Source organism: Pseudomonas sp. NFX1, assembly GCF_051123555.1.
GTDB lineage: Bacteria > Pseudomonadota > Gammaproteobacteria > Pseudomonadales > Pseudomonadaceae > Aquipseudomonas > Aquipseudomonas capeferrum.
This window is the reverse complement of the sequence record NZ_CP169366.1, coordinates 3,593,282-3,619,717: the sequence shown is the minus strand read 5'-3', so window position 1 is coordinate 3,619,717 and position 26,436 is coordinate 3,593,282. Positions and strand designations below refer to the sequence as shown.

The following is a 26,436-nucleotide window of genomic DNA, read 5'->3' as shown; positions in this document are numbered from 1 at the left end:
GGGATCAGCGGGCAGCCGTACCTTGCAGCAGGCTTTGCTGTTTTTCCTTGTGTTTTTTCAGTTGGCGGTCGAGCTTGTCGGCCAAGGCGTCAATTGCTGCATACATGTCTTCGTGTTCGGCATTGGCAACCACTTCGCCGCCCGGAATCTGCAGGGTCGCTTCGACCTTTTGCTGCAGCTTCTCGACTTTCATGATGACGGTCACATTGGTGATCTTGTCGAAGTGACCCTCCAGGCGCTTGAGTTTCTGCTCGATATAGTCGCGCAGCGGCGGGGTGACTTCTACATGGTGTCCACTGATGTTGACTTGCATACAGCTTCTCCTTTGTTGCCCGTGCATAAAGAGGCAGGTCTTGCACCTGCCCCGCAAACGCTGTGGCACATACCAGGGGCTACATCAGTCGCTTGCGTTCGCTCGACGGTGCGATGCCGAGAGACTCGCGGTACTTGGCGACGGTGCGACGGGCTACCTGGATGCCTTGTGCCTCCAGTAAACCAGCGATCTTGCTGTCACTCAATGGCTTTTTCTGATTTTCCGCCGCAACCAGTTTCTTGATGATCGCGCGGATCGCCGTGGACGAGCATTCTCCGCCTTCGGCGGTGCTCACATGGCTTGAGAAAAAGTATTTCAGTTCGTAGATGCCGCGGGGCGTGTGCATGTATTTCTGCGTGGTGACCCGCGAAATGGTCGACTCGTGCATGCCCACCGCTTCGGCAATGTCATGCAGCACCAAGGGCTTCATCGCTTCGTCGCCATGGTCGAGGAAACCGCGCTGATGCTCGACGATCTGCGTGGCGACCTTCATCAGCGTTTCGTTGCGGCTCTGCAGGCTCTTGATGAACCAGCGCGCTTCCTGCAGCTGGTTACGCATGAAGGTGTTGTCGGCGCTGGTGTCGGCGCGTCTGACAAAGCCTGCGTACTGCGGGTTGACGCGCAGCCGCGGGATCGCTTCCTGGTTCAGCTCGACCAGCCAGCGCTCACTGTCCTTGCGCACGATGACGTCAGGCACGACGTACTCGGGCTCGCTCGATTCGATCTGTGAACCGGGGCGCGGGTTGAGGCTTTGCACCAGTTCGATGACCTGGCGCAGTTCGTCTTCCTTGATCTTCATGCGCCGCATCAGTTGGCTGTAGTCGCGGCCACCCAGCAGGTCGATGAAGTCGGTGACCAGGCGCTTGGCCTCGGCCATCCAGGGGGTGCTGGCCGGCAGCTGACGCAGTTGCAACAGCAGGCATTCGCCGAGGTTGCGTGCACCGACGCCGGCAGGCTCGAACTGCTGGATGCGGTGCAAGACCGCTTCGACTTCGTCCAGCTCGATATCCAGTTCAGGGTCGAAACCGGCGCAGATCTCCTCCAGGGTGTCTTCCAGGTAGCCTTGGCCATTGATGCTGTCGATCAGAGTGACGGCGATCAGGCGATCGGTATCCGACATCGGCGCCAGGTTCAGCTGCCACAGCAGGTGGCTTTGCAGGCTCTCGCCGGCCGATGTACGGGTGGTGAAGTCCCACTCGTCGTCATCGTTGCTAGGCAGGCTGCTGGCGCTGGTCTGGTAGATGTCTTCCCAGGCGGTATCGACCGGCAGCTCGTTGGGGATGCGCTCGCTCCACTCACCGTCTTCCAGGTTTTCGGCACTGGTGGTGCTTTCCTGGAAGCTGTTGTCCTGGGCTTCGGCGGCCGGTTTGCTCTCGGCGTTATCGGCCATCGGGTCGCTATTGTCGAAGTCCTCGCCGTCTTCCTGACGTTCGAGCATCGGGTTCGACTCCAGCGCTTCCTGGATTTCCTGTTGGAGGTCCAGGGTGGAGAGCTGGAGAAGGCGGATGGCCTGTTGCAACTGAGGAGTCATCGTCAGTTGCTGGCCCATTTTTAGGACGAGCGATGGTTTCATGGCAGGGGCTTAATACCTTGTTCGCCGGCGCGCATGCGCCATCCACTACACGAGGGCGCCGGAGCGCCAAATTCAAGCAAGTTTTATGCCTTAAATTGTAGCGTTTGCCTAGAGCACCGTAACAACTTAAACCCCGTCAAGGGTTATTTGCCGGTGCTCCGGGTGCGTCCCGGGGTCAGAGTCGGAACTCGTGACCCAGGTAAACCTCTTTGACCAGGTCGTTGGCCAGGATGGTCTCGGCATCGCCTTCGGCGATCAGTCGGCCATCATTGACGATATAGGCGGTTTCGCAGATATCCAAGGTCTCGCGCACGTTGTGGTCGGTGATCAGTACACCGATGCCCTTGGCCTTGAGGTGGTGGATGATCTGCTTGATGTCGCCGACCGAAATCGGGTCGACACCCGCGAAAGGTTCGTCCAGCAGGATGAACTTCGGTGCGGTTGCCAAGGCCCGGGCGATCTCGACGCGGCGGCGTTCGCCACCCGAGAGGCTCATGCCGAGGTTGTCGCGGATGTGGCTGATATGGAACTCCTGCAGCAGGCTTTCCAGCTCCTTGCGGCGGCCGTCGCGGTCGAGTTCCTTGCGGGTCTCGAGGATCGCCATGATGTTGTCGGCCACCGACAGCTTGCGGAAGATCGAGGCTTCCTGCGGCAGGTAGCCGATACCGGCGCGGGCGCGACCGTGCATGGGCTGGTGGCTGACATCGAGGTTGTCGATCAGCACGCGCCCTTGCTCAGCCTGGACCAGGCCGACGATCATGTAGAAGCAGGTGGTCTTGCCGGCGCCGTTGGGGCCGAGCAGGCCGACGATCTGGCCACTGTCGATCGACAGGCTGACATCGCGCACGACCTGCCGACCCTTGTAGCTCTTGGCCAGGTGCTGGGCTTTGAGGGTTGCCATTTACTCGGCCTTCTTCTTGGGCTGGATCACCATGTCGATACGCTGGCGCGGTGTAGTCACGTTGCCACCACGACCGGCGGTCGCCACCTGGGTCTGGGTGTTGTAGACGATTTTCTCGCCTTCGGTGGTGTTGCCTTCGTTTTCGACCTTGGCGCGGTCGGTGAGGATCACCAGGTCCTTCTGCGACTGGTACTGGATAGTCACACCCCAGCCCTTCATCTTGTCCGGCTTGGCGGCGCTCTGCTGCTGCTCGAAGTAGGCCAGGTTGCCCACCGAGGTCACCACGTCGATATCGCCGGTGGGGGAGCGGGTGATGGTCACGGTGTTGCCTGTGATTTTCATCGAGCCCTGGGTGATGATCACATCGCCGGTGTAGGTGGCCACACCCTGCTTGTCGTCCAGATGGGCATTGTCGGCCTGGATGCGGATCGGCTGATCACGGTCGTTCGGCAGTGCGAAGGCGCTCGCGCTTCCCAGTGCTGCGCTCAGGCTGAGCAAAAGGGGGAGGGTTTTAACGAGCCTCATACTGTCCTCTTACGTTAGAGAGCAGGTCCATCCTGCCTTCTTTCAAATACGCTTTCATTCCTTTGCCCGTAGTTGTGCCACCGGCGCCGTCGATTCTAACGGCTTGCTCGGTCTGCGCATATTGCTTCTGCGGGAACACGGTCATGCGTGAGCTGGTAATGATGGTCTCACGCTGCTTTTCGTCGGTGCGGGCAACGCGTACCTGGTCGATCAGCTCGACCTCGGTACCGTCCGGGTTGACCTCGGCGCGGGCGCTCTGCACGTGCCACGGGTATTCGGTGCCGCGGTACATATGCAGGTCGGGCGTGGTCAGCAGGGTGATTTCGCTGGCCTTGAGGTGCTCGACCTTGTCGGCGGTCATTTCATACTGCAATTTGCCGTCGGGCAAGAATTGCAGGCTATGAGCGTTGGTCGCGTAGTAGTCGATAGCGCTATCGTCGACCTGGCTCACCGGCTTGTCGAGGAAGCTTTCCGGGCTGACGTTCCAGTAGCCGATCGCCACCAGCAGGGCGGCGATGACCCCGAGCAGCGCAAAGTTGCGGACTTTCTTGCTGAACATGGGCAGCCTTACAGGTAGTTGGCGTTGGCAGCGTCCAGGGTGCCCTGGGCCTGCATGATCAGTTCGCAGAATTCACGGGCGGCCCCTTCGCCGCCGCGTGCCTGGGTTACGCCCTGGGCGTGCTGGCGAACGAACGGCGCGGCGTTGGCTACCGCCATGCCCAGGCCCACGCGGCGAATCACCGGCAAGTCTGGCAGGTCGTCGCCCAGATAGGCGACCTGATCATAGCTTAGGCCCAGTTCGGCGAGCAGGCCGTCAAGAACCACCAATTTGTCCTCGCGGCCCTGGAAAAGGTGAGGAATACCGAGGTTCTTCGCCCGGCGCTCGACCACCGGGGTCTTGCGCCCGCTGATGATGGCGGTGGTTACGCCCGAGGCCATGAGCATCTTGATGCCCTGGCCATCGAGGGTGTTGAAGGTCTTGAATTCGCTGCCATCTTCGAGGAAATACAGGCGACCGTCGGTGAGCACGCCGTCGACGTCGAACACCGCCAGCTTGATGGCCTTGCCCCGTTGCATGAGGTTCTGGTTCATTTACATCACTCCGGCGCGCAGCAGGTCGTGCATGTTGAGGGCACCGGTCGGCCGGTCGTCGCGGTCCACGACCACCAGAGCGCCGATCTTGTGGTCTTCCATGATCTTCAAGGCTTCGGCGGCGAGCATCTCGGCGCGGGCAGTCTTGCCGTGCACGGTCATCACGTCGTCGATCAGCGTGGTGTGCACGTCGATGTTGCGATCGAGGCTGCGGCGCAGGTCGCCGTCGGTGAACACTCCGGCCAGGGTGCCATCGGCTTCGACGATCACGGTCATGCCCAGGCCTTTGCGGGACATTTCAAGGAGTGCGTCCTTGAGCAGGGTGCCGCGTGCCACTTGGGGCAGTTCGTCGCCGGTATGCATGACATTCTCGACCTTGAGCAGCAGGCGACGGCCCAGCGCGCCACCGGGGTGCGAGAAGGCGAAGTCCTCGGCGGTGAAGCCGCGGGCTTCGAGCAGGGCGATCGCCAGGGCATCGCCCAGTACCAGCGATGCCGTGGTGGAGGAGGTCGGCGCGAGGTTCAGCGGGCAGGCCTCCTGGGCAACGCGGGCGTCGAGGTTGACCTCGGCGGCCTGGGCCAGGGGCGAGTCAGGGTTGCCGGTGAGGCTGATCAGCTTGATGCCCAGGCGCTTGATCAAAGGAAGCAGGGTGACGATTTCGGCGGTGCTGCCGGAGTTCGACAGGGCCAGGATGACATCGTCGCGGGTGATCATGCCCATGTCGCCATGGCTGGCTTCGGCCGGATGTACGAAAAACGCAGGCGTGCCAGTGCTGGCCAGGGTGGCGGCGATTTTGTTGCCGATGTGCCCGGACTTGCCCATGCCGACCACGACGACCCGGCCCGTGCTTGCCAGGATCAGTTCGCAGGCCTTGACGAAATTGTCGTCGATGCGCGCCAACAGGGCCTCTACGGCCTCGAGTTCCAGGCGCAAGGTGCGTTGGGCGGATTGGATCAGCTCGCTGGATTGGCTCATGTCGAAAAAGCAATGCCTGATGAAAAGGCGGCGATTATAGCCGCAATGAAAGAAACCCTCACCCTTTCGATTGCTGTGGCGAATGTCATCAAAGCCTGTCTCCGGGCTGAACGACTCGTTCCCCGGCCTTGGGGCGGCGCTGTCAGCGGTGCTATAGTTCGCCGCTATTCGGCCTGCCAGGGGCGCGTGTGCCTTCAAGAAGAGGGCCGGCGTCCATTAGGACGAGGCTGCACTAGCAAGGAGTCTAGATGAGTGTGGATAGCGCCTACGCGGTCGAGTTGAAGGGGGTATCCTTCAAGCGCGGTTCGCGCAGCATTTTCAGCAATGTCGACATCCGCATCCCGCGCGGCAAGGTCACCGGCATCATGGGGCCATCGGGTTGCGGCAAGACCACGTTGCTACGCCTGATGGGCGCGCAGTTGCGCCCGTCCGGTGGTGAGGTGTGGGTAGCGGGGCAGAACCTGCCGACGCTGTCGCGCAGCGACCTGTTCGACGCGCGCAAGCAGATGGGCGTGCTGTTTCAGAGTGGCGCGCTGTTCACTGACCTCGATGTGTTCGAGAACGTCGCCTTCCCGCTGCGCGTGCATACCCAGCTGTCGGAAGAAATGATCCGTGACATCGTGCTGATGAAGCTGCAGGCCGTGGGCCTGCGCGGTGCCATCGACCTGATGCCCGACGAGCTGTCCGGTGGCATGAAGCGCCGGGTGGCGTTGGCCCGTGCGATTGCCCTGGACCCGCAGATCCTCATGTATGACGAGCCGTTCGTCGGCCAGGACCCGATCGCCATGGGCGTATTGGTGCGCCTGATCCGCCTGCTCAACGATGCACTGGGCATCACCAGCATTGTCGTGTCCCACGACCTGGCCGAAACCGCCAGCATTGCCGACTATATCTACGTGGTCGGTGATGGTCAGGTGCTGGGGCAGGGCACGCCCGACGAACTGATGGGCTCGGACAACCCGCGTATTCGCCAGTTCATGAAGGGCGATCCGGACGGTCCGGTACCCTTCCATTTTCCCGCGCCTGATTACCGCGCCGACCTGCTGGGGGCGCGTTGATGCGCAGAAAATCCTTACTCGAACGTGTTCGCCTGTTCGGTCGCTCGGCGATCGACGTGGTGGCGGTGCTCGGGCGTTCCTGCCTGTTCCTGTTTCACGCGCTGGTCGGGCGTGGCGGCATTGGCGGTGGTTTCCAACTGCTGACCAAGCAGCTGTATTCGGTGGGCGTGCTGTCGCTGGCGATCGTTGCCGTGTCCGGTGTGTTCATCGGCATGGTGCTGGCGCTGCAGGGTTACAGCATCCTGACCAAGTACGGTTCGGAGCAGGCGGTCGGGCAGATGGTTGCCCTGACCCTGCTGCGGGAGCTCGGGCCGGTGGTGACCGCCTTGCTGTTCGCTGGCCGTGCGGGCTCCGCGCTGACCGCCGAGATCGGCAACATGAAGTCCACCGAGCAGTTGTCGAGCCTCGAGATGATCGGCGTCGACCCGCTCAAGTACATCATCGCGCCGCGGTTGTGGGCCGGTTTCATCTCGCTGCCGCTGCTGGCGCTGATCTTCAGCGTGGTCGGCATCTGGGGTGGTTCGTGGGTCGCAGTCGACTGGCTGGGCGTGTACGAGGGCTCGTTCTGGGCCAACATGCAGAACAGTGTTTCCTTTACCGACGACGTGTTGAACGGCTTGATCAAAAGCCTGGTGTTCGCCTTCGTCACCACCTGGATTGCCGTGTTCCAGGGGTACGACTGTGAGCCCACCTCAGAAGGGATCAGCCGCGCCACCACCAAGACCGTGGTCTATGCCTCGTTGGCAGTCCTGGGTCTGGACTTTATTCTGACCGCCTTGATGTTTGGAGATTTCTGATGCAAAACCGCACCCTGGAAATCGGTGTCGGCCTGTTCCTCCTGGCCGGGATCCTGGCGCTGCTGCTGCTGGCCCTGCGTGTCAGCGGGCTGTCGGCCAGCCCGAGCAGCGATACCTATAAAGTTTATGCGTACTTCGACAATATCGCCGGTTTGACGGTCAGAGCTAAAGTGACCATGGCCGGTGTGACGATCGGCAAGGTCACCGCCATCGATCTGGACCGTGATTCCTACACCGGTCGGGTGACGCTGCAGCTGGACAAGACCGTCGACAACCTGCCGACCGACTCCACTGCCTCGATCCTGACCGCCGGGTTGCTGGGCGAGAAGTACATCGGCATCAGCGTGGGCGGCGAAGATCAGGTGCTCAAGGATGGCGCGACCATCCACGACACCCAGTCGGCCCTGGTGCTGGAAGATCTGATTGGCAAGTTCCTGCTCAACTCCGTTGGCAAGGAACCGAAAGAAGCGCAACCGGCTAATTAAGGAGTTTCCATGATTTCGATCCTGCGACGTGGCCTGCTGGTCCTGCTGGCGGCCTTCCCCCTGCTGACCCTGGCGGCACAGACGCCCCACGAGGTGGTTCAAGGCACGACCAACGAACTGCTGGGTGACCTCAAGGCCAACAAGGAGCAGTACAAGTCCAACCCCAGCGCCTTCTACGATGCGCTCAACCGCATCCTGGGCCCGGTGGTGGACGCGGACGGTATTTCGCGCAGCATCATGACCGTCAAGTACTCGCGCAAGGCCACGCCTGAGCAGATGCAGCGCTTCCAGGAAAACTTCAAGCGCAGCCTGATGCAGTTCTATGGCAACGCCCTGCTGGAATACAACAACCAGGGCATTGTCGTCGATCAGGCCAAGGCCGATGACGGCAAGCGTGCCAGCGTCGGCATGAAGGTGACGGGCAACAACGGTGCGGTATACCCGGTGCAGTACACCCTGGAGAACATCGCCGGCGAGTGGAAGGTGCGTAACGTCATCGTCAACGGCATCAACATCGGCAAGCTGTTCCGCGACCAGTTCGCCGACGCCATGCAGCGCAACGGCAACAACCTGGACAAGACCATCGACGGCTGGGCAGGCGAAGTGGCCAAGGCCAAGCAGGAAGCCGATCAATCGTCCGATAAGGTCGTGAAATGAGTGAAACCGGCGTAAGCATGGCCGAGCCGGGCGTACTGCGCCTGGCAGGCGTGCTGGACTATCGCAGTGGCCCGGCCTTGCGCAAGCAAGGCAAGGCGCTGGTCGAGGCTTCCAAAGAGCCTCGCCTGATCCTCGATTGCTCGGCGGTGGACAAGTCGTCGAGCGTCGGCCTGTCGCTGCTGCTGGCGTTCATCCGCGATGGCCAGGCCACTGGCAAGGTCTGCGAAGTGCGTGGAATGCCCGAAGACATGCGGGAGATTGCCGAGGTCTACGACCTCGATGAAGTGCTGGCCAATTGATGGCCTGACACGGATGGATGGCCCCTCGGTCAGCGCAAACCTTCAGTGGGCTTCGCAGGCGAGGGGCTTTTTTGTATGATGGCCGACCCGTGCGCATCGGGCGCCGATTGAGGTTGAGCATGCAGGCCGTAGAAGTTAAAAGCTTCCTTGAAGAAAAATTGCCGGGATCCCGGGTCGAAGTTGAAGGCGAAGGCTGCAACTTCCAGTTGAACGTGATCAGCGACGAGTTGGCTGGCCTGAGCCCGGTCAAGCGTCAACAGGCGATCTATGCTCACCTTAATCCCTGGATCGCCAATGGCAGCATCCATGCGGTAACCATGAAATTTTTCAGCAGCGCAGCCTGGGCTGAGCGCACCTGAGCCAACTTGGCGGCGAGACTCCAATGGACAAACTGATTATTACTGGCGGCGCTCGCCTTGACGGCGAGATCCGCATTTCGGGCGCGAAGAACGCGGCCCTGCCGATTCTGGCGGCGACCCTGCTGGCTGACGGCCCGGTCACCGTGGGCAACCTGCCGCACCTGCACGACATCACCACCATGATCGAGCTGTTCGGGCGCATGGGCATTGAGCCTGTGATCGACGAGAAGCTGTCGGTGGAAATCGACCCGCGTACCATCAAGACGCTGGTCGCGCCGTACGAGCTGGTCAAGACCATGCGCGCCTCGATCCTGGTGCTGGGCCCTATGGTCGCGCGCTTCGGCGAGGCCGAAGTGGCCCTGCCTGGCGGTTGCGCCATCGGTTCGCGCCCTGTCGACCTGCACATCCGTGGCCTGGAAGCCATGGGTGCGAAGATCGAAGTCGAAGCCGGCTACATCAAGGCCAAGGCGCCTGAAGGTGGCCTGCGCGGTGCGCACTTCTTCTTCGATACCGTCAGTGTGACCGGTACCGAGAACATCATGATGGCCGCAGCCCTGGCCAAGGGTCGCAGCGTACTGCAAAACGCCGCGCGCGAGCCTGAAGTGGTCGACCTGGCCAACTTCATCAACGCCATGGGCGGCAAGATTCAGGGCGCCGGCACCGACACCATCACCATCGATGGCGTCGAGCGCCTGCACTCGGCCACCTACCGGGTCATGCCCGACCGTATCGAGACCGGTACCTACCTGGTCGCCGCCGCCGTCACCGGTGGCCGCGTCAAGGTCAAGGACACCGACCCGACCATCCTTGAAGCGGTACTGGAAAAACTCAAGGAAGCGGGCGCCGACATCAACACCGGCGAAGACTGGATCGAGCTGGACATGCACGGCAAGCGGCCCAAGGCTGTGAACCTGCGCACCGCGCCTTACCCGGCGTTCCCGACCGACATGCAGGCGCAATTCATCTCGCTCAACGCCATCGCCGAAGGCACTGGTGCGGTGATCGAGACGATCTTCGAAAACCGTTTCATGCACGTCTACGAAATGCACCGCATGGGCGCGCAGATCCAGGTCGAAGGCAACACGGCCATCGTCACGGGCGTCAAGGCGCTCAAAGGTGCCCCGGTAATGGCCACCGACCTGCGTGCTTCGGCCAGCCTGGTGCTGTCGGCACTGGTTGCCGATGGCGATACCCTGATCGATCGCATCTACCACATCGACCGTGGTTACGAGTGCATCGAAGAAAAACTGCAGATGCTGGGCGCGAAGATCCGTCGCGTACCGGGTTAAGAGTCTGCAGGGGGCAGGGTGTGGGAGCGGGCTTGCCCCGCGAAGCAGCCACCGCGGTTATGGCACCGGCTTTGCCGGTGTTCGCGGGGCGAGCCCGCTCCCACACACGAATTGTATGCGACCGGGCTTTACGCCCGGTCGGCAGTAGCCGCTTAAGGACCGACGTTTCCCATGTTGACCATCGCGCTATCCAAAGGCCGAATTCTCGACGATACCCTGCCATTGCTGGCCGAGGCCGGTATCGTGCCGACCGAGAACCCGGACAAGAGCCGTAAACTGATCATCCCCACCACGCAGGACGACGTGCGCCTGCTGATCGTGCGTGCCACCGACGTGCCGACCTATGTCGAGCATGGTGCCGCCGACCTGGGTGTGGCTGGCAAGGACGTGCTGATGGAGTACGGCGGCCAGGGCCTGTACGAGCCGCTGGACCTGCAGATCGCCTGCTGCAAGTTGATGACCGCTGGCGTGGTTGGTGCACCCGAGCCCAAGGGCCGCCTGCGCGTAGCCACCAAGTTCGTCAACGTTGCCAAGCGTTACTACGCCGAGCAAGGCCGTCAGGTCGATATCATCAAGCTGTATGGCTCGATGGAGCTGGCCCCGCTGATCAACCTCGCCGACAAGATCATCGACGTGGTCGACACCGGCAACACCCTGCGCGCCAACGGCCTGGAGCCACAGGAAATGATCGCCACGATCAGCTCGCGCCTGGTGGTCAACAAAGCCTCCATGAAGATGCAGCATGCCCGTATCCAGAGCCTGATCGACACCCTGCGCAAAGCTGTCGAATCGCGACACCGCGGCTAAGACTCTCTACCTCCTGCGCGCGGCCTTCGCTGTCGCGCCCGTCTATCCGCGTCATAGCCACTTTTCTCAGGTGCCCGCGCGGATGGACTGGTAGCCTAGGGCGCCTGAGCATTCGCTAATAATCGAGGCCCTCGCCATGACCGTGTCCACTGCAATTGCCCGTCTCAACGCCGCTGATCCGGATTTCGCCCGACATCTGGATCATCTGCTGAGCTGGGAAAGTGTGTCTGATGACGCGGTCAACCAGCGCGTGCTCGACATCATCAAGGCCGTGCGCGAGCGTGGCGATGCGGCGCTGGTGGAGTTCACCCAGCGTTTCGATGGTGTTCAGGCCACCCGCATCGAAGACCTGATCCTGGGCCGCGAGCGCCTTGAGCTGGCGCTGACCCGCATCACCCCGGTGCAGCGTGAGGCGCTGGAAAAGGCCGCCAACCGAGTGCGTATCTACCACGAGCGGCAGAAGCAGGACTCGTGGCAGTACACCGAAGCCGACGGCACCGTGCTGGGCCAGAAGGTCACGCCGCTGGACCGTGCCGGCCTGTATGTGCCCGGCGGCAAGGCGTCGTACCCGTCCTCGGTGCTGATGAACGCCATCCCGGCCAAGGTCGCAGGTGTGACCGAGGTGGTGATGGTGGTGCCGACCCCGCGTGGCGAGGTCAACGAACTGGTGCTGGCTGCCGCCTGCATTGCTGGTGTTGACCGCGTGTTCACCGTCGGCGGTGCCCAAGCCGTCGCCGCCCTGGCGTATGGCACCGAGAGCGTGCCGCAGGTGGACAAGATCGTCGGCCCCGGCAACATTTACGTGGCGACCGCCAAGCGCCACGTGTTCGGCCAAGTCGGTATCGACATGATCGCCGGCCCGTCGGAAATTCTCGTGGTGTGTGACGGCCAGACCGACCCGGACTGGATCGCCATGGACCTGTTCTCTCAGGCCGAGCACGATGAAGACGCCCAGGCCATCCTGGTCAGCCCGGATGCCGAGTTCCTCGACCGCGTCGCCGCCAGCATCGACAAGCTGCTGCCGACCATGGAGCGCGCCGAGATCATCGAGAAGTCGGTCAATGGCCGCGGCGCGCTGATCCAGGTGCGTGACATGCAGCAGGCCATCGAAGTGGCCAACCGGATCGCCCCCGAGCACCTGGAGCTGTCGGTCGCCGACCCGCAAGCCTGGCTGCCGCAGATCCGCCACGCCGGCGCGATCTTCATGGGCCGCCACACCAGCGAAGCGCTGGGTGACTACTGCGCAGGCCCCAACCATGTGCTGCCGACGTCCGGCACCGCGCGCTTTTCTTCGCCACTGGGGGTTTATGACTTCCAGAAGCGTTCGTCGATCATTTTCTGCTCCGAGCAGGGCGCGTCCGAGCTGGGCCACACCGCCTCGGTCCTGGCCCGTGGCGAATCGCTGACGGCCCACGCCCGCAGCGCCGAATACCGTATCCTGACCCAAGACAAGGGGAACTGAGCATGAGTCGATTCTGGAGCCCCTTCGTCAAGGACCTGGTGCCTTACGTGCCGGGCGAGCAACCCAAGCTGGCCCGCCTGGTCAAGCTCAACACCAATGAAAACCCTTATGGCCCGTCGCCCAAGGCGCTGGAAGCCATGCGTGGCGAGCTGAACGACAACCTGCGCCTGTACCCGGACCCGAACGGTGACCGGCTCAAGCAGGCGGTGGCCGAGTACTACGGCGTAACCCCTGGCCAGGTCTTCGTCGGCAACGGTTCGGACGAAGTGCTGGCGCACATCTTCCACGGCTTGTTCCAGCACGACGCGCCGCTGTTGTTCCCGGACATCAGCTACAGCTTCTACCCGGTCTACTGCGGCCTGTATGGCATCGCCTTCGAGCAGGTGGCGCTGGACGAGCAGTTCCAGATCCGTGTCGAGGACTACAACAAGCCTAACGCCGGCATTATCTTCCCCAACCCTAACGCGCCCACCGGCTGCCTGATGCCATTGCAGGCGGTCGAGCAACTGCTGCAAGCCAACCGTGATTCGGTAGTGGTGGTGGATGAAGCCTACATCGACTTTGGTGGCGAGACGGCCATCAGCCTGGTTGACCGATATGACAACCTGCTGGTCACCCAGACCCTGTCCAAGTCGCGCTCGCTGGCGGGTTTGCGCGTTGGCCTGGCGGTCGGCCACCCGGACCTGATCGAGGCGCTGGAGCGGATCAAGAACAGCTTCAACTCCTACCCGCTGGACCGTGCCGCGATCGTCGGTGCGGCCGTGGCGTTCGAAGACCGTGCCTACTTCGAAGAAACCTGCCGCAAGGTGATCGACAGCCGGGAAGTGCTGGTCGAGCAACTGACTGCCAAGGGCTTCGAGGTGCTGCCGTCGGCGGCCAACTTCATCTTCGCTCGTCACCCGCAACAGGATGCGGCCGAATTGGCGGCGCGCCTGCGTGAGCAGGGGGTGATCGTGCGGCACTTCAAGCAGGCGCGGATTGCCCAGTTCCTGCGCATTACCATCGGTACGCCGGATATGAACCAGGCATTGCTCGATGCGCTGAACTGATCAGGCAGGCTCAAGCAGCCGTCCGCTTTGATCGAACCCCGCCTGGCACTGGCTGCCAGGCGGGGTTTTTCATTCAGGGCGCAACGTTCAGTAGGCCACTTCCTCGATGTTGTAGGGTTGGCCGGCAGGCCTGTTCCGCACCGCCACCGGGGTGCCATCGAGTACCAGCACGTAGTCGTTGACGGTATCCATGCCGTCCGGGTCGGTCCATTGCCCGGCCGCAGCCGGTACTTGTGCAACCACATGCCCGTTCTTGAGGATGGTCAGGTAGCCCTTGGCGCTGCTGTGCCAGCGCAGACGCGCATTGGCTTCATCGGCCCTGGCCTTGCGCGCACCTGCCTCACCCAGCAGGGGGGGGCCGTCCAGTAGCCACTGGGCTTGCAGCGCCTGGCCCATGTGGCGCAGGACGGTGGGCGCCACCGAGGTCTGCGCGGCAAGGCAATACAGGTTGTTTGGCCCGGGGTTTTCTTCTGGGAGGATGGGCTCGGTCAGCTCTTCGTTCATCGGTTTGTTGCTGGCGATGAAGGTGGTCTTTTCCTGCTCGGTGACGCCACCATGGCCCTTGCCCCGATAGTCGCGGCCATGGTCGGTACTGACAATCACCAGCCAGTCTTCTTGCGGGTGATTGCGGCGCCGTTCGTCGACCTTGTCCAGCAGTCTCCCCAGCCGGTTATCGGCATTGCGCAGTGCCTGTTGGTAGCGCTCGCCGAAGCCTGCAGCGTGGCCGGCTTCATCAGGTTCGCCCAGCTCAATGAAGGTGAAGTCGGCAGGCGTGCTGCCGAGAATCTGCAGTGCTCGCAGGGTGACCTGTTCATCGGACAAGCCGCTTTCGCGCACATCGTTGCCATGGGCATCTTCGAGCAAAAATGCGCTGTTGATTGGCGACCCGTGCACCACACTGGCGAGGTGGGCCGTCGGCAGTGCCTCACGCAGCCGCTTGAACAAGCTGGGAAATGCCGGGTCGACCCGCAGCGACTCGGCATTGGAGTCAACGCCATGCTTGTTGCTCCAGACCCCAGTGAGCAAGGTGACCCAGCCTGGGCCGCTGAGGGTGGGCTGCTCGCTGGGCTTGCCGGTGATGCCGCCGGTATAGGTGTACGCGTAATACAGACGTTGCTTGAGGTGGGTGGCATCGCCCAATGCCTCGTACTGTTCGAATTGCACACCTTCGATGCCGACGATCAGGGTTTTCGGTTCAGGCCCTTTTTGCGCCGGTCCGCAACCTGCCAGCAAGGCCAACGTCAGCAGAAGCAAGGCTGATAGTCGCATGGAGAGGCATCCTTGGAAGGTACAGCGAGCGTTGCAATAAAGTGCGCTGCTCACAACTGGCAGAAATACCAGGTGGTTTGCCGTCCGGAGCGCCATCCATTAAGCTTCGGTAATTCATCGGATGATTGGTTGAATGTGATGAGCGTAGAGTTGACCAAGCGTTCCCTGGTCGAACTCGCCGTGGAGCGCATGCGTGAGCGCATCCTTCAGGGCGACTGGCAGGTAGGGCAGCGACTGCCGACCGAGCCTGAGCTGGCCCAGGCGCTGGGCATCAGCCGCAACACCGTGCGTGAGGCCATGCGCGTGCTGGCGTTCAGTGGCCTGGTGGAGATCAGGCAGGGCGATGGCAGTTATCTGCGTGCTGTGCAGGACCCGCTGTTGGCTGTGCAGGCGATGTCGCGTTGCACGCCTGAACAGGCGCGGGAAACCCGCCATATCCTCGAGACCGAGGCCATCGGCCTGGCGGCGTTGCGCCGCACCGACGCAGACCTGAAGGCGCTGCGTGAAGCCCTTGAAGGCAGTGCCGGGCACTTTCACGGCGACATCGATGCCTACGTGACCTGCGACCTGGTGTTCCACCAGCGCCTGGTCGATGCCGCCCACAACCCTGCATTGAGTGAGTTGTACCGGTATTTCTCCGGTGTGGTGGCGGCAGCGCTGCAACACAACATGACCACCGTCCCACGCTGCCAGTCCACGTTCGATCTGCACGGGGAAATCCTCGATGCCATCGAACAACGTGATGCGGAGCGGGCCAAGCGCCTGAGCCGCACCCTCATCGAATCCTGACCCAGAGAAGGCCATGGCTGAATCCATCACCCGTAGCACCCCCACCGGCGAGCGGGAACTCGACGAACTGTTGATCGACGCCGAAGCCGATGACGAGCAGGTTCAGCAGCAGCCTGTGCTGCTGCGCAGGCCCTGGCTGTTGCTGCTGGGCCTGGTGCTGGTGGCGCTGAACCTGCGCCCGGCGTTGTCGAGCATGGCCCCGGTACTCGGCCTGGTTTCCGAGGGCTTGGGCCTGAGCGCGTCGCAGGCGGGCCTGCTGACCACCTTGCCGGTGCTGTGTCTGGGCTTGTTTGCGCCGCTGGCGCCGGTCCTGGCGCGGCGTTTTGGCAGTGAGCGGGTGATTTTCGGCATTCTCCTCACCTTGGCCTTGGGCATTGTGGTGCGCAGCGCGTTTGGGACGGCCGGGGTATTCCTGGGCAGCCTCATGGCCGGCGCCAGTATTGGCATCATCGGCGTGCTGTTGCCGGGCATCGTCAAGCGCGATTTCCCGCAGCACGCCGGGACGTTGACCGGCGTGTACACCATGGCCCTGTGCCTGGGCGCAGCCATGGCAGCCGGCGCCACGGTGCCCCTGGCTCAACGCTACGAGGGCAGTTGGGCGCTGGGGCTAGGCTTCTGGGCGGTGCCGGCTCTGCTGGCCATGCTCGTCTGGCTACCCCAGGCGCGCCAAGGACACGGCCTGCACAAGGTTGCTTATCGGGTGCGTGGCCTTTGGCGCGACCCCTTGGCCTGGCAGGTGACCTTGTACATGGGCCTGCAGTCATCGCTGGCCTATATCGTCTTCGGCTGGTTGCCGTCGATTCTGATTGGCCGCGGCCTGAGCCCGACCGAGGCGGGGCTGGTGTTGTCGGGGTCGGTGATCGTGCAATTGGTCAGCTCACTCAGTGCGCCTTGGCTGGCAACACGCGGCAAGGATCAGCGCCTGGCTATCGTGATCGTCATGCTGGTTACCTTGGCCGGCTTGTTCGGTTGCCTGTATGCGCCGATCTCAGGGCTGTGGGGCTGGGCTGTACTGCTGGGCCTGGGGCAGGGCGGCACCTTTGCCCTGGCGCTGACCTTGATCGTGCTGCGCTCGAAGGACGCGCATGTGGCGGCGAACCTGTCGAGCATGGCACAGGGGGTGGGGTACACCCTGGCGTCGATGGGGCCGTTTGCAGTGGGCCTGGTGCACGATATGACCGGTGGCTGGGCGGCAGTGGGGTGGATTTTTGCCGTGCTGGGCATAGGTGCTATTGGTTTCGGGCTTGGCGCAGGGCGCGCGTTGCATGTGCAGGTGACCAGCGAAAAAGTCTGATGCTGATTCTGTCCATGCCGGCCCTTTCGCGGGGCAAGCCCGCTCCCACAAATGAAGTTTGTGAAGTACTTGTGGGAGCGGGCTTGCCCCGCGAAAGGGCCAGCACTGGCGCAAGCGCAGCGGGCAGATTATCTTGCATCCTTCTATTCCCAGGACGGACCTGCCCTCATGAGCGATGCCAACCGCGAGCTGATCACCCGCTTCTACCAGGCCTTCCAGCGCCTGGACGCCGAGGCCATGGTGGCCTGCTACAGCGACGACATCGTGTTCAGCGACCCGGTCTTCGGCACCCTGCGCGGTCAGGATGCTGGCGACATGTGGCGGATGCTGACCACGCGCGCCAAGGGCTTCACCCTGAAGTTCGACAACGTTCGCGCGGATGCGCACAGTGGTAGCGCGCACTGGGTCGCGAGCTACCTGTTCAGCCAGACCGGCCGCACCGTGGTCAACGATATCCAGGCGCGGTTTGTCATCCGTGACGGGTTGATCTGTCAGCATGACGACAGTTTCGACCTCTGGCGCTGGTCGCGTCAGGCACTGGGCGCGCCAGGGGTGCTGCTCGGCTGGACGCCGCTGTTGCAGAACAAGGTACGCCAGCAGGCGTTCAAGGGGCTGCGGGCTTACCAGCACCAGCACGGCAACGTACCCACTCCGTAACACAAAGAGCAGCTGTCGTGAGCGAAGAAGTACTGAGTCAGGCCGTCAAACCGTGGTATGTCTACCTGGTGCGGGCGGCTAATGGGTCGCTGTACTGCGGGATCAGTGACGACCCGCAGCGGCGCTTTATGGCGCATCAGAAGGGGCAGGGCGCGCGTTACTTCAAGACCAGCCCGGCGCAGGCGCTGGTGTATGTCGAGCAGTGGCCGGACAAAGGCGAAGCGTTGCGCCAGGAGCGCCTGGTGAAGCGGCTGCGCAAGTCGGCCAAGGAGGCGCTGGTGGCGTCTTATCAGGTTTAGCGTGCGCCCCCGGCGATATCAATCTTTACGCCGCTTCAACTGGTCCACCAACTGCGTCGGCAGCCCCTTGATGATCAAGGTGCCCGCCACTTCGTCATACTCCACCTTGTCCCCCAGCAAATGCGCCTCGAAGCTGATCGACAGCCCTTCGGCACGCCCGGTGAAGCGGCGGAACTGGTTGAGGGTGCGTTTATCCGCAGGGATTTCCGGCGACAGGCCGTAGTCCTTGTTGCGAATGTGATCGTAGAACGCCTTGGGGCGGTCCTCATCGATCAGGCTGGACAGCTCGTCCAGGGCAACCGGCTCGCCCAGCTTGGTCTGGCTGGTGGCGTAGTCGACCAGGGTCTGGGTCTTCTCGCGGGCCGACGCTTCGGGCAGGTCCTCGCTCTCGACGAAGTCGCTGAAGGCCTTGAGCAGGGTGCGGGTTTCGCCGGGGCCGTCGACGCCTTCCTGGCAGCCGATGAAGTCACGGAAGTAGTCGGAGACTTTCTTGCCGTTCTTGCCCTTGATGAACGAGATGTACTGCTTGGAATTCTGGTTGTTCTTCCACTCGGACAGGTTGATGCGCGCTGCGAGGTGCAACTGGCCGAGGTCCAGGTGGCGCGATGGCGTCACGTCGAGTTCGGCGTTCACTGCCACGCCTTCGCTGTGATGCAGCAGGGCGATGGCCAGGTAGTCGGTCATGCCTTGCTGGTAATGGGCAAACAGAATGTGCCCGCCGGTGGAGAGGTTGGACTCTTCCATCAGCTTTTGCAGGTGTTCGACGGCAACACGGCTGAACGCGGCGAAGTCTTTTTCCGCATCCAGGTACTGCTTCAGCCAGCCACTGAGTGGGTAGGCGCCCGACTCACTGTGGAAGAAGCCCCACGCTTTGCCTTGCTTGGCGTTGTAACTGTCGTTGAGGTCGGCCAGCAGGTTTTCGATGGCATCGGAGGCGCCAAGCTCGGTGTCGCGTGCATGCAGCACGGCGGGGCTGCCATCGGGCTTCTTGTCGATCAGGTGAACGATGCAATGACGAATTGGCATGAAGTCCTCGGCGAGTCTGGGGCGGTGCACGGCCGCGCTGCAAAAGTCGTCCAGTTTACCCCAGAGACAAGGCGATGCAGTGGCCGGATGTTGGCAGAAATGCCGGTTGTTCGTTTTTTGTTCAGTTTTTTGCGTTTTAAGCCAAAACCCCTGAAAAACCTGCATTAAATCGATGTGCGCAGCGGATATTTATCTATTCCTGTGGTAGCTTTGCGCGGTCTTGCGCCCCTCGTGTGGCGCATTGCTGGCAGCACGCTAGCGTCGTGTCGAACCAAACGCCGATTTACGTATCTACATACCCGAATTGGCGCGGCCCTCCAGAATTCAGGGGCTGGCCCGATCACGTCGTAGCTCGCTGCATAACTACTGAATTTGATAGGGAAGGAACATCACCATGGCATTGACCAAAGACCAACTGATTGCCGACATCGCCGAGTCGATCGCCGCGCCAAAAGCCACCGCCAAGAACGCACTGGAGCAACTGGGCCAGATCGTTGCTGACCAACTGGAAAACGGCGCTGAAATCACCCTGCCAGGCATCGGCAAGCTGAAAGTCTCCGAGCGTCCTGCCCGTACCGGCCGCAACCCTTCGACTGGCGCTGCCATCGAAATCGCTGCCAAGAAAGTCGTCAAGTTCGTCCCAGCCAAAGTGCTGACCGACGCCATCAACAAGTAATTGTTGAAGCGTTGACCAAACCGCGTCCGGCTTGCCCGGACGCGGTTTTTTTTCATCCTTGCGTTTTGCGTCGCGCGTGCCAGGCCTGGCGAGCGTTGGCGTCCTGGAAGCTCCAGGCGACCATGCGGCTCTGCTTCTGCCCTTGGCCCATCTCGACAATGCGCACGGCCTGGGCGCCGGCCTTTTTCAGCGCCGCCTCGATGCCTGGCAGGTTGCTGGCCTTGGACACCAGGCTGGTGAACCACAGCACGCTTGCGCCGTACTGCGCGCTTTCCCCGACCATTTGGGTCACGAAGCGGATCTCGCCGCCCTCGCACCACAGTTCGTTGTTCTGGCCGCCGAAATTGAGCACGGGCAGTTTGCGCTTGGGGTCCTGCTTGCCCAGGTTCTTCCACTTGCGCTGGCTGCCGCGGGTGGCCTCCTCGCGTGAAGCATGGAAGGGCGGGTTGCACAGGGTCAGGTCGAAGCGCTCGTCGTCCTGCAGCAGGCCGCTGAGGATGTGCGTGCGGTTGGCCTGTTGGCGCAAGCTGATGGCTTTGTTCAGGCCGTTGGCCTGGACGATGGCCTTGGCCGAAGCCAATGCCACGGGGTCAATGTCCGAGCCCAGGAAGCGCCAGCGGTAGTCGCTGTGGCCGATCAGCGGGTAGATGCAGTTGGCCCCCACGCCGATATCCAGTACGCGTATCTGGGCGCCTTTGGGGATCTCGCCGGCGTTGTCATCGCCCAGCAGGTCGGCGAGCACGTGGATGTAGTCGGCGCGCCCGGGGATGGGTGGGCACAGGTAGTCGGCGGGAATGTCCCAGTGCTGGATGCCGTATTGGGCCTTGAGCAGAGCGCGGTTGAACACCCGTACCGCTTCGGGGTTGGCAAAGTCGATGCTGGGCTTGCCGTGCGGGTTGGTGATGGTGAAGCGGGCCAGGTCGGGGTGGGCCTTGATCAGGCTGGGGAAGTCGTAGCGACCCTGGTGGCGGTTGCGCGGGTGCAGGGTGGGTTTTTCGGTCATGGTCGGATCCGGTGTTGCAGGCCGTGGGGCTGCTTTACAGCCCTTTCGCGACACAAGGCCGCTCCTACAGGATAGCGGCGCCCTTCAAACCGGCGCCGTCCCTGTAGGAGCGGCCTTGTGTCGCGAAAGGGCCGCAAAGCGGCCCCAGCGGTCTATCAGATTGTTACAGCGCAGCAATACGCGCATGCTGCTCGGTGAAGTTGGCCAGGGCCTGTTCGGACTCGGCCAGCTTGGCGCGTTCCTTTTCGATCACCGCAGGCGGTGCCTTGTCAACGAAGGCCGCGTTGGACAGCTTGCCGCCGACGCGCTGGACTTCACCCTGCAGACGCTGGATCTCCTTGTTCAGGCGAGCCAGTTCGGCGTCCTTGTCGATCAGGCCGGCCATGGGCACCAGCACCTGCAGATCGCCCACCAGCGCGGTGGCCGACAGTGGCGCTTCGTCGGCATCGCCGAGCACGGTGAACGACTCGACCTTGGCCAGTTTCTTCAGCAGGGCTTCGTTTTCCTGCAGGCGACGCTGGTCATCGGCATTGGCGTTCTTCAGGAACAGTGGCAGCGGCTTGCCTGGGCCGATGTTCATTTCGGCGCGGATATTGCGCAGGCCGACCATCAGTTCCTTGAGCCACTCGATGTCGCCTTCGGCGGCAGCATCGATGCGGCTTTCGTTGGCCACCGGCCACGGCTGCAGCATGATGGTCTTGCCCTGGACGCCGGCCAGCGGCGCGATGCGCTGCCAGATTTCTTCGGTGATGAACGGCATGAATGGGTGCGCCAGGCGCAGTGCCACTTCCAGCACACGCACCAAGGTGCGACGGGTGCCGCGGGCGCGCTCGACGGGGGCGTTCTCGTCCCACAGCACCGGCTTGGACAGCTCCAGGTACCAGTCGCAGTACTGGTTCCAGATGAACTCGTACAGGGCCTGGCTGGCCAGGTCGAAGCGGAACTGCTCGAGCTGGCGGGTCACTTCGGCTTCGGTACGCTGCAACTGCGAGATGATCCAGCGGTCGGCCAGCGAAAGCTCGCAGGCTTCGCCGTTCTGGCCGCAGTCCTCGCCCTTGTCCAGCACGTAGCGGGCGGCGTTCCAGATCTTGTTGCAGAAGTTGCGGTAGCCTTCGACGCGGCCCATGTCGAACTTGATGTCACGGCCGGTGGAGGCCAGCGAGCAGAAGGTGAAGCGCAGGGCGTCGGTACCGTAGCTGGCGATGCCTTCAGGGAACTCGGCCTTGGTCTGCTTGGCGATCTTCTCGGCAAGCTTGGGCTGCATCATGCCGCTGGTGCGTTTTTCCAGCAGGGCGTCGAGGGTGATGCCGTCAACGATGTCCAGCGGGTCAAGGACGTTGCCCTTGGACTTGGACATCTTCTGGCCCTGGCCGTCACGCACCAGGCCGTGCACGTACACGGTCTTGAACGGAACCTGCGGGGTGCCGTCCTCGTTCTTGATCAGGTGCATGGTCAGCATGATCATGCGCGCAACCCAGAAGAAGATGATGTCGAAGCCGGTCACCAGCACATCGGTGGAGTGGAACTTCTTGAGGAACTCGGTCTGTTCCGGCCAGCCCAGCGTGGAGAAGGTCCACAGGCCCGAGCTGAACCAGGTGTCCAGCACGTCATCGTCCTGACGCAGGACAACGTCGGCGCCCAGGTTGTGCTTGGCACGTACTTCAGCCTCGTCGCGGCCGACATAGACCTGGCCGGCCTCGTCGTACCAGGCCGGGATGCGGTGGCCCCACCACAGCTGGCGGCTGATGCACCAGTCCTGGATGTCGCGCATCCAGGAGAAATACATGTTTTCGTACTGTTTGGGCACGAACTGGATGCGGCCATCTTCCACGGCAGCGATGGCAGGCTCTGCCAGCGGCTTGGTGGAGACGTACCACTGGTCGGTCAGCCACGGTTCGATGACGGTGCCCGAACGGTCGCCTTTCGGCACTTTCAGGGCGTGGTCGTCGATGCTGACCAGCAGGCCCTGGGCGTCCAGGTCGGCGACGATCTGCTTGCGCGCGACAAAGCGGTCGAGGGTGGCGTACTGGGCGGGCAGGGTGGTGTCGACCTGCTCGTTGACGCTGCCGTCGAGGTTGAAGGCCTGGGCACTGGCCAGGACCATCGCGTTCTTGTCGAAGATGTTCAGCAGCGGCAGGTTGTGGCGCTTGCCGACTTCGTAGTCGTTAAAGTCGTGAGCCGGGGTGATCTTCACACAGCCGGTGCCGAATTCAGGGTCGCAATAGTCGTCGGCGATGATCGGGATGCGGCGGCCGACCAGCGGCAGCTCGACGAACTTGCCGATCAGGGCCTGGTAGCGTTCGTCGGTCGGGTTGACCGCGACAGCCGCATCACCCAGCAGGGTTTCCGGACGCGTGGTGGCAACCACCAGGTAGTCCTTGCCCTCGGCGGTCTTGGCGCCGTCGGCCAGCGGGTAGCGCAGGTTCCACAGGTGGCCCTTCTCGTCGTGGTTTTCCACTTCGAGGTCGGAGATTGCCGTGTGCAGCTTGGTGTCCCAGTTGACCAGGCGCTTGCCGCGGTAGATCAGGCCGTCTTCGTGCAGGCGCACGAAGGCTTCCTTGACCGCTTCGGACAGGCCATCGTCCATGGTGAAGCGCTCACGGCTCCAATCGACCGACGAGCCCAGGCGGCGGATCTGACGGCTGATGTTGCCGCCGGACTGATCCTTCCACTCCCAGACTTTTTCCAGGAACTGTTCGCGGCCCAGGTCATGACGGCTCTGGCCTTTGGCTTCGAGCTGACGCTCGACCAGCATCTGCGTGGCGATACCGGCGTGGTCGGTACCCGGCTGCCACAGGGTGTCGCGACCCTGCATGCGGCGGAAGCGGATCAGGGCGTCCATGATCGCGTTGTTGAACCCATGGCCCATGTGCAGGCTGCCGGTCACGTTCGGCGGTGGGATCATGATGGTGTAGGACTCGCCTGCACCTTGTGGAGCGAAATAGTTCTCGGACTCCCAGGTGTTGTACCAGGAAGTTTCGATGGCGTGCGGCTGGTAGGTCTTATCCATGCGCGGCGGGACCCTGTGCATTTATTCGGGAAAGCCGGGAAGTATAACCAAGGTGGGGGCCGCAGGCGACACGCGGCTGTCATCTGCAGGCGGGCGGTGGTTTCTTCGCGGGTAAAACCGCGAAGAGGGGCATGCGAGGGGCCGGTTTACTCGGAGCGCTTGATCAAACGTTCGATGCGCGCATCCAGCCGACGCTTGATCTCGTTCTCGATGTGCGGGGTGAAGTCATTGATCACGTCTTGCATGATCGCCTGCGCTGCCGCGCGCAACTCGCTTTCCAGGTGCAACAGGGTGTCCTGGCGGCGGGTTTGCGAATCTTCCTCAGGTTCAGCGACGGCAGGCGCGACGGCAGGTGCGGCATTGCCGCCAGGCTCGTCGAGCAACAACGGGATCTGTTCCACCGTCTCGGTCAGCAGCGGCGGTTGCAGGTCGGCGTCGCCCAGCAGTTGGCGGATCGACTCGAGGTCATCGAGCAGGTGGGCGGAGTCGGGCAAAGGGGAGGGCTTGTCCATCGTCGTCAAAGTCGCTGTAAGCGGTGGTCTTGCAGAGCATAGCCCTGTTCACGGTAGAAACGGAACCGCTCACGGGCCGATTGGCGGATGCTCGGTTCCTCGACGACGATTTCGGCAACCCGTTCGAACTGCCCTGCGAACGCGGGTACGCCAGCCCCCAGGTTGATCAGCAGGTCACGGTGTTGCCCGGCATCCTCGGCAAGCCCTAAGGCCACGGTGGCATCAGCGTGCAGCTCCGCCAGGTCGTGAGGCACGAAAGCCTCGCCTTTGAAGTGCCATAGACGTTGGTCCAGTTCGCTGCGCTGCTCGGCGTCCTGGCAATGCAAGTAGACCCGGTGGCCGAGGCGCCAGGCTTTGTCGCACAACTTGCAGGCGAAATCGAGCCGCGCCGACAAGGAATCGGTGGGCAGGATGTAGAAATCGACTTTGCTCATGGTGGGGTCTGCCGGCCGGTGGCGCGCATGGCGCCACCGGTCTCACGGCATCAGGCGCCAGCGCGATCGAGCAGGTACTGGGTCAGCAGCGGGACCGGGCGGCCAGTGGCGCCCTTGTCCTTGCCACCGCTGATCCAGGCGGTGCCGGCGATGTCCATGTGCGCCCAGTTGTAGGCCTTGGCGAAGCGCGACAGGAAGCAGCCCGCCGTGATGGTGCCGGCCTTCGGCCCACCGATGTTGCCCATGTCGGCGAACGGGCTGTCCAGTTGCTCCTGGTACTCGTCGAACAGCGGCAGCTGCCAGGCACGGTCGTCGGCGCGCTTGCCGGCATCGAGCAACTGGCCGACCAGGTCGTCGTTGTTGCCCATCAGGCCCGAGGTGTGGCTGCCCAGGGCAACGATGCAGGCGCCGGTCAGGGTGGCAATGTCGATCACCGCCTGGGGCTTGAAGCGTTCGGCGTAGGTCAGGGTATCGCACAGCACCAGACGGCCTTCGGCATCGGTGTTGAGGATTTCGACGGTCTGGCCGCTCATGGTGGTGACGATGTCACCTGGGCGGGTAGCGCCGCCGCTCGGCATGTTTTCGGCGCAGGCCAGCAGGCACACCAGGTTGATCGGCAGCTGCAGTTCGAGCACCGCACGCAGGGTGCCGAACACACTGGCGGCGCCGCACATGTCGTACTTCATCTCGTCCATGCCGGCGCCTGGCTTGAGGCTGATGCCACCGGTGTCGAAGGTGATGCCCTTGCCCACCAGCACGAACGGCTTGTCAGCCTTCTTGGCGCCCTGGTAGTTGAGCACGATCAGGCGTGGCGGCTGGTCGCTGCCCTGGCCCACGGCGTAGAACGCGCCCATGCCCAGGTCCTTGATCTTCTTCTCGTCGAGCACTTCGACCTTGAGGCCTTTGTGTGCCTTGCCCAGTTCCTTGGCCTGCTCGGCGAGGAAGCTTGGGTGGCACAGGTTGGGCGGCAGGTTGCCCAGGTCGCGGGTGAAGGCCATGCCGGTGGCGATGGCAGTGGCGTGCTTGACGGCGCGCTCGACCTCGGCCAGGCCCGCCTTGTCGGCTAGCAGGGTGACCTTTTTCAGGGCACGTGGCTCGGCCTTCTGGCTTTTGAAACGGTCGAACACGTACTCGCCGTCGAGCAGGGTCTCGGCCAGCAGGCGGTATTTGCCGTAGTGGGCGTCGCGGTTGCTGACGGCGACATCGTCCAGGGCAAGTACGGCGTCACCACCGTTGAGGCCTTTGAGCACGCCGGCGACACTGCCGACCAGCTTGCGCCAGGCGCGATCGCCCAGGGCTTCGTCCTTGCCGCTGCCAACCAGCAGCACACGCTCGGCCTTCAGGCCCGGCAGGCTCTGCAGCAGCAGGGTCTGGCCCGGCTTGCCTGCCAGGTCGCCACGCTTGAGCACGGCGCTGATGGCACCTTCGCAGGCTTGGTCGACGGCCTTGGCAACAGCGCCGAGCTTGCGGCCTTCACCAACTGGTACGACCAGAGTGGCGGTTTTTACCGATGCAGCAGCTACGCTTTTTACAACCAGTTCCATGTCAGGGTCCCCGAATGATCGATACAGTTGGCGCTTTGTGTTCCAGCGCTCTGGGCGGGCCAGGCCGCGTGGTCGCGTACCCGTGGAAAAGCTGCCAGTTTGAGCCTGCGGCAAGGCTGCTGACAACCCTGTTTTGCGGCTTCATGCGCGGCCAAGTGACAGGGGCGGTCAATCACAGGATAATGCGCGCACTTTACATGGAGGTTCGCCTATGGCGAACCGGCATTGGTCTTGGCTGTACTAAGTCATTGTCTGGCGCCATTGTTTGGCAGTCCGCCCTGA

29 protein-coding genes are annotated in these 26,436 nt (G+C 62.7%); 15 read left to right on the top strand and 14 right to left on the bottom strand.

The window, feature by feature from the left end:
* Positions 1-4 precede the first annotated feature (4 nt).
* From hpf to DJ563_RS16250, 7 genes are all read right to left on the bottom strand, one after another.
* The gene (gene hpf / locus DJ563_RS16280; protein ID WP_274099539.1) at positions 5-313 is read right to left on the bottom strand and encodes a ribosome hibernation-promoting factor, HPF/YfiA family; all 309 of its coding nucleotides are present in this window, start codon (positions 311-313) and stop codon (positions 5-7) included.
* A gap of 79 nt (positions 314-392) precedes the next feature.
* A complete protein-coding gene (locus tag DJ563_RS16275) occupies positions 393-1,886 on the bottom strand; it encodes an RNA polymerase factor sigma-54 (RefSeq protein ID WP_274099538.1) in 1,494 nt (497 codons plus the stop codon).
* Between the two features lie 175 nt (positions 1,887-2,061).
* Complete coding sequence (gene lptB / locus DJ563_RS16270; RefSeq protein WP_033701098.1) at positions 2,062-2,787, bottom strand: LPS export ABC transporter ATP-binding protein; 726 nt, start codon at positions 2,785-2,787, stop codon at positions 2,062-2,064.
* Positions 2,788-3,312, bottom strand: a complete 525-nt coding sequence (gene lptA / locus DJ563_RS16265; RefSeq protein WP_274099537.1) for a lipopolysaccharide transport periplasmic protein LptA — start codon at positions 3,310-3,312, stop codon at positions 2,788-2,790.
* The gene (gene lptC / locus DJ563_RS16260; protein ID WP_033701095.1) at positions 3,299-3,871 is read right to left on the bottom strand and encodes an LPS export ABC transporter periplasmic protein LptC; all 573 of its coding nucleotides are present in this window, start codon (positions 3,869-3,871) and stop codon (positions 3,299-3,301) included. Before lptC ends, lptA begins: the two co-directional genes overlap by 14 nt.
* 8 nt (positions 3,872-3,879) lie before the next feature.
* A complete protein-coding gene (locus DJ563_RS16255; RefSeq protein WP_033701094.1) occupies positions 3,880-4,404 on the bottom strand; it encodes a KdsC family phosphatase in 525 nt (174 codons plus the stop codon).
* Complete coding sequence (locus tag DJ563_RS16250; protein ID WP_274099536.1) at positions 4,405-5,379, bottom strand: KpsF/GutQ family sugar-phosphate isomerase; 975 nt, start codon at positions 5,377-5,379, stop codon at positions 4,405-4,407. It lies immediately after the preceding gene.
* Between the two features lie 248 nt (positions 5,380-5,627).
* On the opposite strand from DJ563_RS16250, the gene DJ563_RS16245 reads away from it, so the two are divergent.
* The 10 genes from DJ563_RS16245 to hisC all read left to right on the top strand — a co-directional run bounded on the left by DJ563_RS16245 (position 5,628) and on the right by hisC (position 13,641).
* Positions 5,628-6,437, top strand: a complete 810-nt coding sequence (locus tag DJ563_RS16245) for an ATP-binding cassette domain-containing protein (RefSeq protein ID WP_033701092.1) — start codon at positions 5,628-5,630, stop codon at positions 6,435-6,437.
* Positions 6,437-7,234: a lipid asymmetry maintenance ABC transporter permease subunit MlaE gene (gene mlaE / locus DJ563_RS16240; protein WP_033701089.1), complete on the top strand. Its 798-nt coding sequence runs from the start codon at positions 6,437-6,439 to the stop codon at positions 7,232-7,234. Before DJ563_RS16245 ends, mlaE begins: the two co-directional genes overlap by 1 nt.
* A complete protein-coding gene (gene mlaD, locus DJ563_RS16235; RefSeq protein WP_016501327.1) occupies positions 7,234-7,719 on the top strand; it encodes an outer membrane lipid asymmetry maintenance protein MlaD in 486 nt (161 codons plus the stop codon). The genes mlaE and mlaD overlap by 1 nt, the downstream gene beginning before the upstream one ends.
* Positions 7,720-7,728: 9 nt before the next feature.
* The gene (locus DJ563_RS16230; protein WP_274099535.1) at positions 7,729-8,376 is read left to right on the top strand and encodes an MlaC/ttg2D family ABC transporter substrate-binding protein; all 648 of its coding nucleotides are present in this window, start codon (positions 7,729-7,731) and stop codon (positions 8,374-8,376) included.
* Positions 8,373-8,675 (top strand): STAS domain-containing protein, encoded by a 303-nt coding sequence (locus tag DJ563_RS16225; protein WP_274099534.1) that lies wholly within the window; start codon positions 8,373-8,375, stop codon positions 8,673-8,675. The genes DJ563_RS16230 and DJ563_RS16225 overlap by 4 nt, the downstream gene beginning before the upstream one ends.
* A 119-nt stretch (positions 8,676-8,794) precedes the next feature.
* A complete protein-coding gene (locus tag DJ563_RS16220; protein WP_003255121.1) occupies positions 8,795-9,034 on the top strand; it encodes a BolA family protein in 240 nt (79 codons plus the stop codon).
* A gap of 23 nt (positions 9,035-9,057) precedes the next feature.
* Positions 9,058-10,323: a UDP-N-acetylglucosamine 1-carboxyvinyltransferase gene (murA, locus tag DJ563_RS16215; protein WP_033701085.1), complete on the top strand. Its 1,266-nt coding sequence runs from the start codon at positions 9,058-9,060 to the stop codon at positions 10,321-10,323.
* A 171-nt stretch (positions 10,324-10,494) separates the two neighbouring features.
* Positions 10,495-11,130, top strand: coding sequence for an ATP phosphoribosyltransferase (gene hisG / locus DJ563_RS16210; protein WP_033701084.1), 636 nt, complete (start codon positions 10,495-10,497; stop codon positions 11,128-11,130).
* A gap of 136 nt (positions 11,131-11,266) precedes the next feature.
* Positions 11,267-12,592 carry a histidinol dehydrogenase gene (gene hisD / locus DJ563_RS16205; RefSeq protein WP_274099533.1) on the top strand — a complete coding sequence of 442 codons (1,326 nt, stop codon included), beginning with the start codon at positions 11,267-11,269 and terminating at the stop codon, positions 12,590-12,592.
* 2 nt (positions 12,593-12,594) lie between these two features.
* Positions 12,595-13,641, top strand: coding sequence for a histidinol-phosphate transaminase (gene hisC / locus DJ563_RS16200; RefSeq protein ID WP_274099532.1), 1,047 nt, complete (start codon positions 12,595-12,597; stop codon positions 13,639-13,641).
* A gap of 87 nt (positions 13,642-13,728) precedes the next feature.
* On the opposite strand, the gene DJ563_RS16195 is transcribed toward hisC, so the two are convergent.
* Positions 13,729-14,910 (bottom strand): alkaline phosphatase family protein, encoded by a 1,182-nt coding sequence (locus tag DJ563_RS16195; protein WP_434518029.1) that lies wholly within the window; start codon positions 14,908-14,910, stop codon positions 13,729-13,731.
* Positions 14,911-15,048: 138 nt separating this feature from the next.
* Between DJ563_RS16195 and DJ563_RS16190 the strand changes: the two genes are divergently transcribed.
* The 4 genes from DJ563_RS16190 (at position 15,049) to DJ563_RS16175 (ending at position 17,949) form a co-directional block, all read left to right on the top strand.
* A complete protein-coding gene (locus tag DJ563_RS16190) occupies positions 15,049-15,699 on the top strand; it encodes a FadR/GntR family transcriptional regulator (protein ID WP_434518028.1) in 651 nt (216 codons plus the stop codon).
* Positions 15,700-15,712: 13 nt separating this feature from the next.
* Positions 15,713-16,993: a CynX/NimT family MFS transporter gene (locus DJ563_RS16185; protein WP_274099529.1), complete on the top strand. Its 1,281-nt coding sequence runs from the start codon at positions 15,713-15,715 to the stop codon at positions 16,991-16,993.
* Positions 16,994-17,161: 168 nt separating this feature from the next.
* Positions 17,162-17,650, top strand: a complete 489-nt coding sequence (locus DJ563_RS16180) for a nuclear transport factor 2 family protein (protein ID WP_274100420.1) — start codon at positions 17,162-17,164, stop codon at positions 17,648-17,650.
* Positions 17,651-17,667: 17 nt separating this feature from the next.
* Complete coding sequence (locus tag DJ563_RS16175; protein WP_274100419.1) at positions 17,668-17,949, top strand: GIY-YIG nuclease family protein; 282 nt, start codon at positions 17,668-17,670, stop codon at positions 17,947-17,949.
* An 18-nt stretch (positions 17,950-17,967) separates the two neighbouring features.
* On the opposite strand, the gene yejK is transcribed toward DJ563_RS16175, so the two are convergent.
* The gene (gene yejK, locus DJ563_RS16170) at positions 17,968-18,975 is read right to left on the bottom strand and encodes a nucleoid-associated protein YejK (RefSeq protein WP_033701074.1); all 1,008 of its coding nucleotides are present in this window, start codon (positions 18,973-18,975) and stop codon (positions 17,968-17,970) included.
* A 394-nt stretch (positions 18,976-19,369) separates the two neighbouring features.
* Between yejK and DJ563_RS16165 the strand changes: the two genes are divergently transcribed.
* A complete protein-coding gene (locus DJ563_RS16165) occupies positions 19,370-19,651 on the top strand; it encodes an HU family DNA-binding protein (RefSeq protein WP_003255106.1) in 282 nt (93 codons plus the stop codon).
* 52 nt (positions 19,652-19,703) lie between these two features.
* Here DJ563_RS16165 and rlmF read toward each other — a convergent pair whose 3' ends face one another.
* The 5 genes from rlmF to DJ563_RS16140 all read right to left on the bottom strand — a co-directional run bounded on the left by rlmF (position 19,704) and on the right by DJ563_RS16140 (position 26,154).
* On the bottom strand, positions 19,704-20,654 hold the full coding sequence (gene rlmF / locus DJ563_RS16160; RefSeq protein ID WP_274100418.1) for a 23S rRNA (adenine(1618)-N(6))-methyltransferase RlmF: 951 nt from the start codon (positions 20,652-20,654) through the stop codon (positions 19,704-19,706).
* A 163-nt stretch (positions 20,655-20,817) separates the two neighbouring features.
* Positions 20,818-23,664, bottom strand: coding sequence for a valine--tRNA ligase (locus tag DJ563_RS16155; RefSeq protein ID WP_434518027.1), 2,847 nt, complete (start codon positions 23,662-23,664; stop codon positions 20,818-20,820).
* Between the two features lie 146 nt (positions 23,665-23,810).
* On the bottom strand, positions 23,811-24,176 hold the full coding sequence (locus DJ563_RS16150; RefSeq protein WP_033701069.1) for a hypothetical protein: 366 nt from the start codon (positions 24,174-24,176) through the stop codon (positions 23,811-23,813).
* Between the two features lie 5 nt (positions 24,177-24,181).
* Positions 24,182-24,610: a DNA polymerase III subunit chi gene (locus DJ563_RS16145; RefSeq protein WP_434518026.1), complete on the bottom strand. Its 429-nt coding sequence runs from the start codon at positions 24,608-24,610 to the stop codon at positions 24,182-24,184.
* A 50-nt stretch (positions 24,611-24,660) separates the two neighbouring features.
* The gene (locus DJ563_RS16140) at positions 24,661-26,154 is read right to left on the bottom strand and encodes a leucyl aminopeptidase (protein ID WP_047581429.1); all 1,494 of its coding nucleotides are present in this window, start codon (positions 26,152-26,154) and stop codon (positions 24,661-24,663) included.
* Positions 26,155-26,436: the final 282 nt, after the last annotated feature.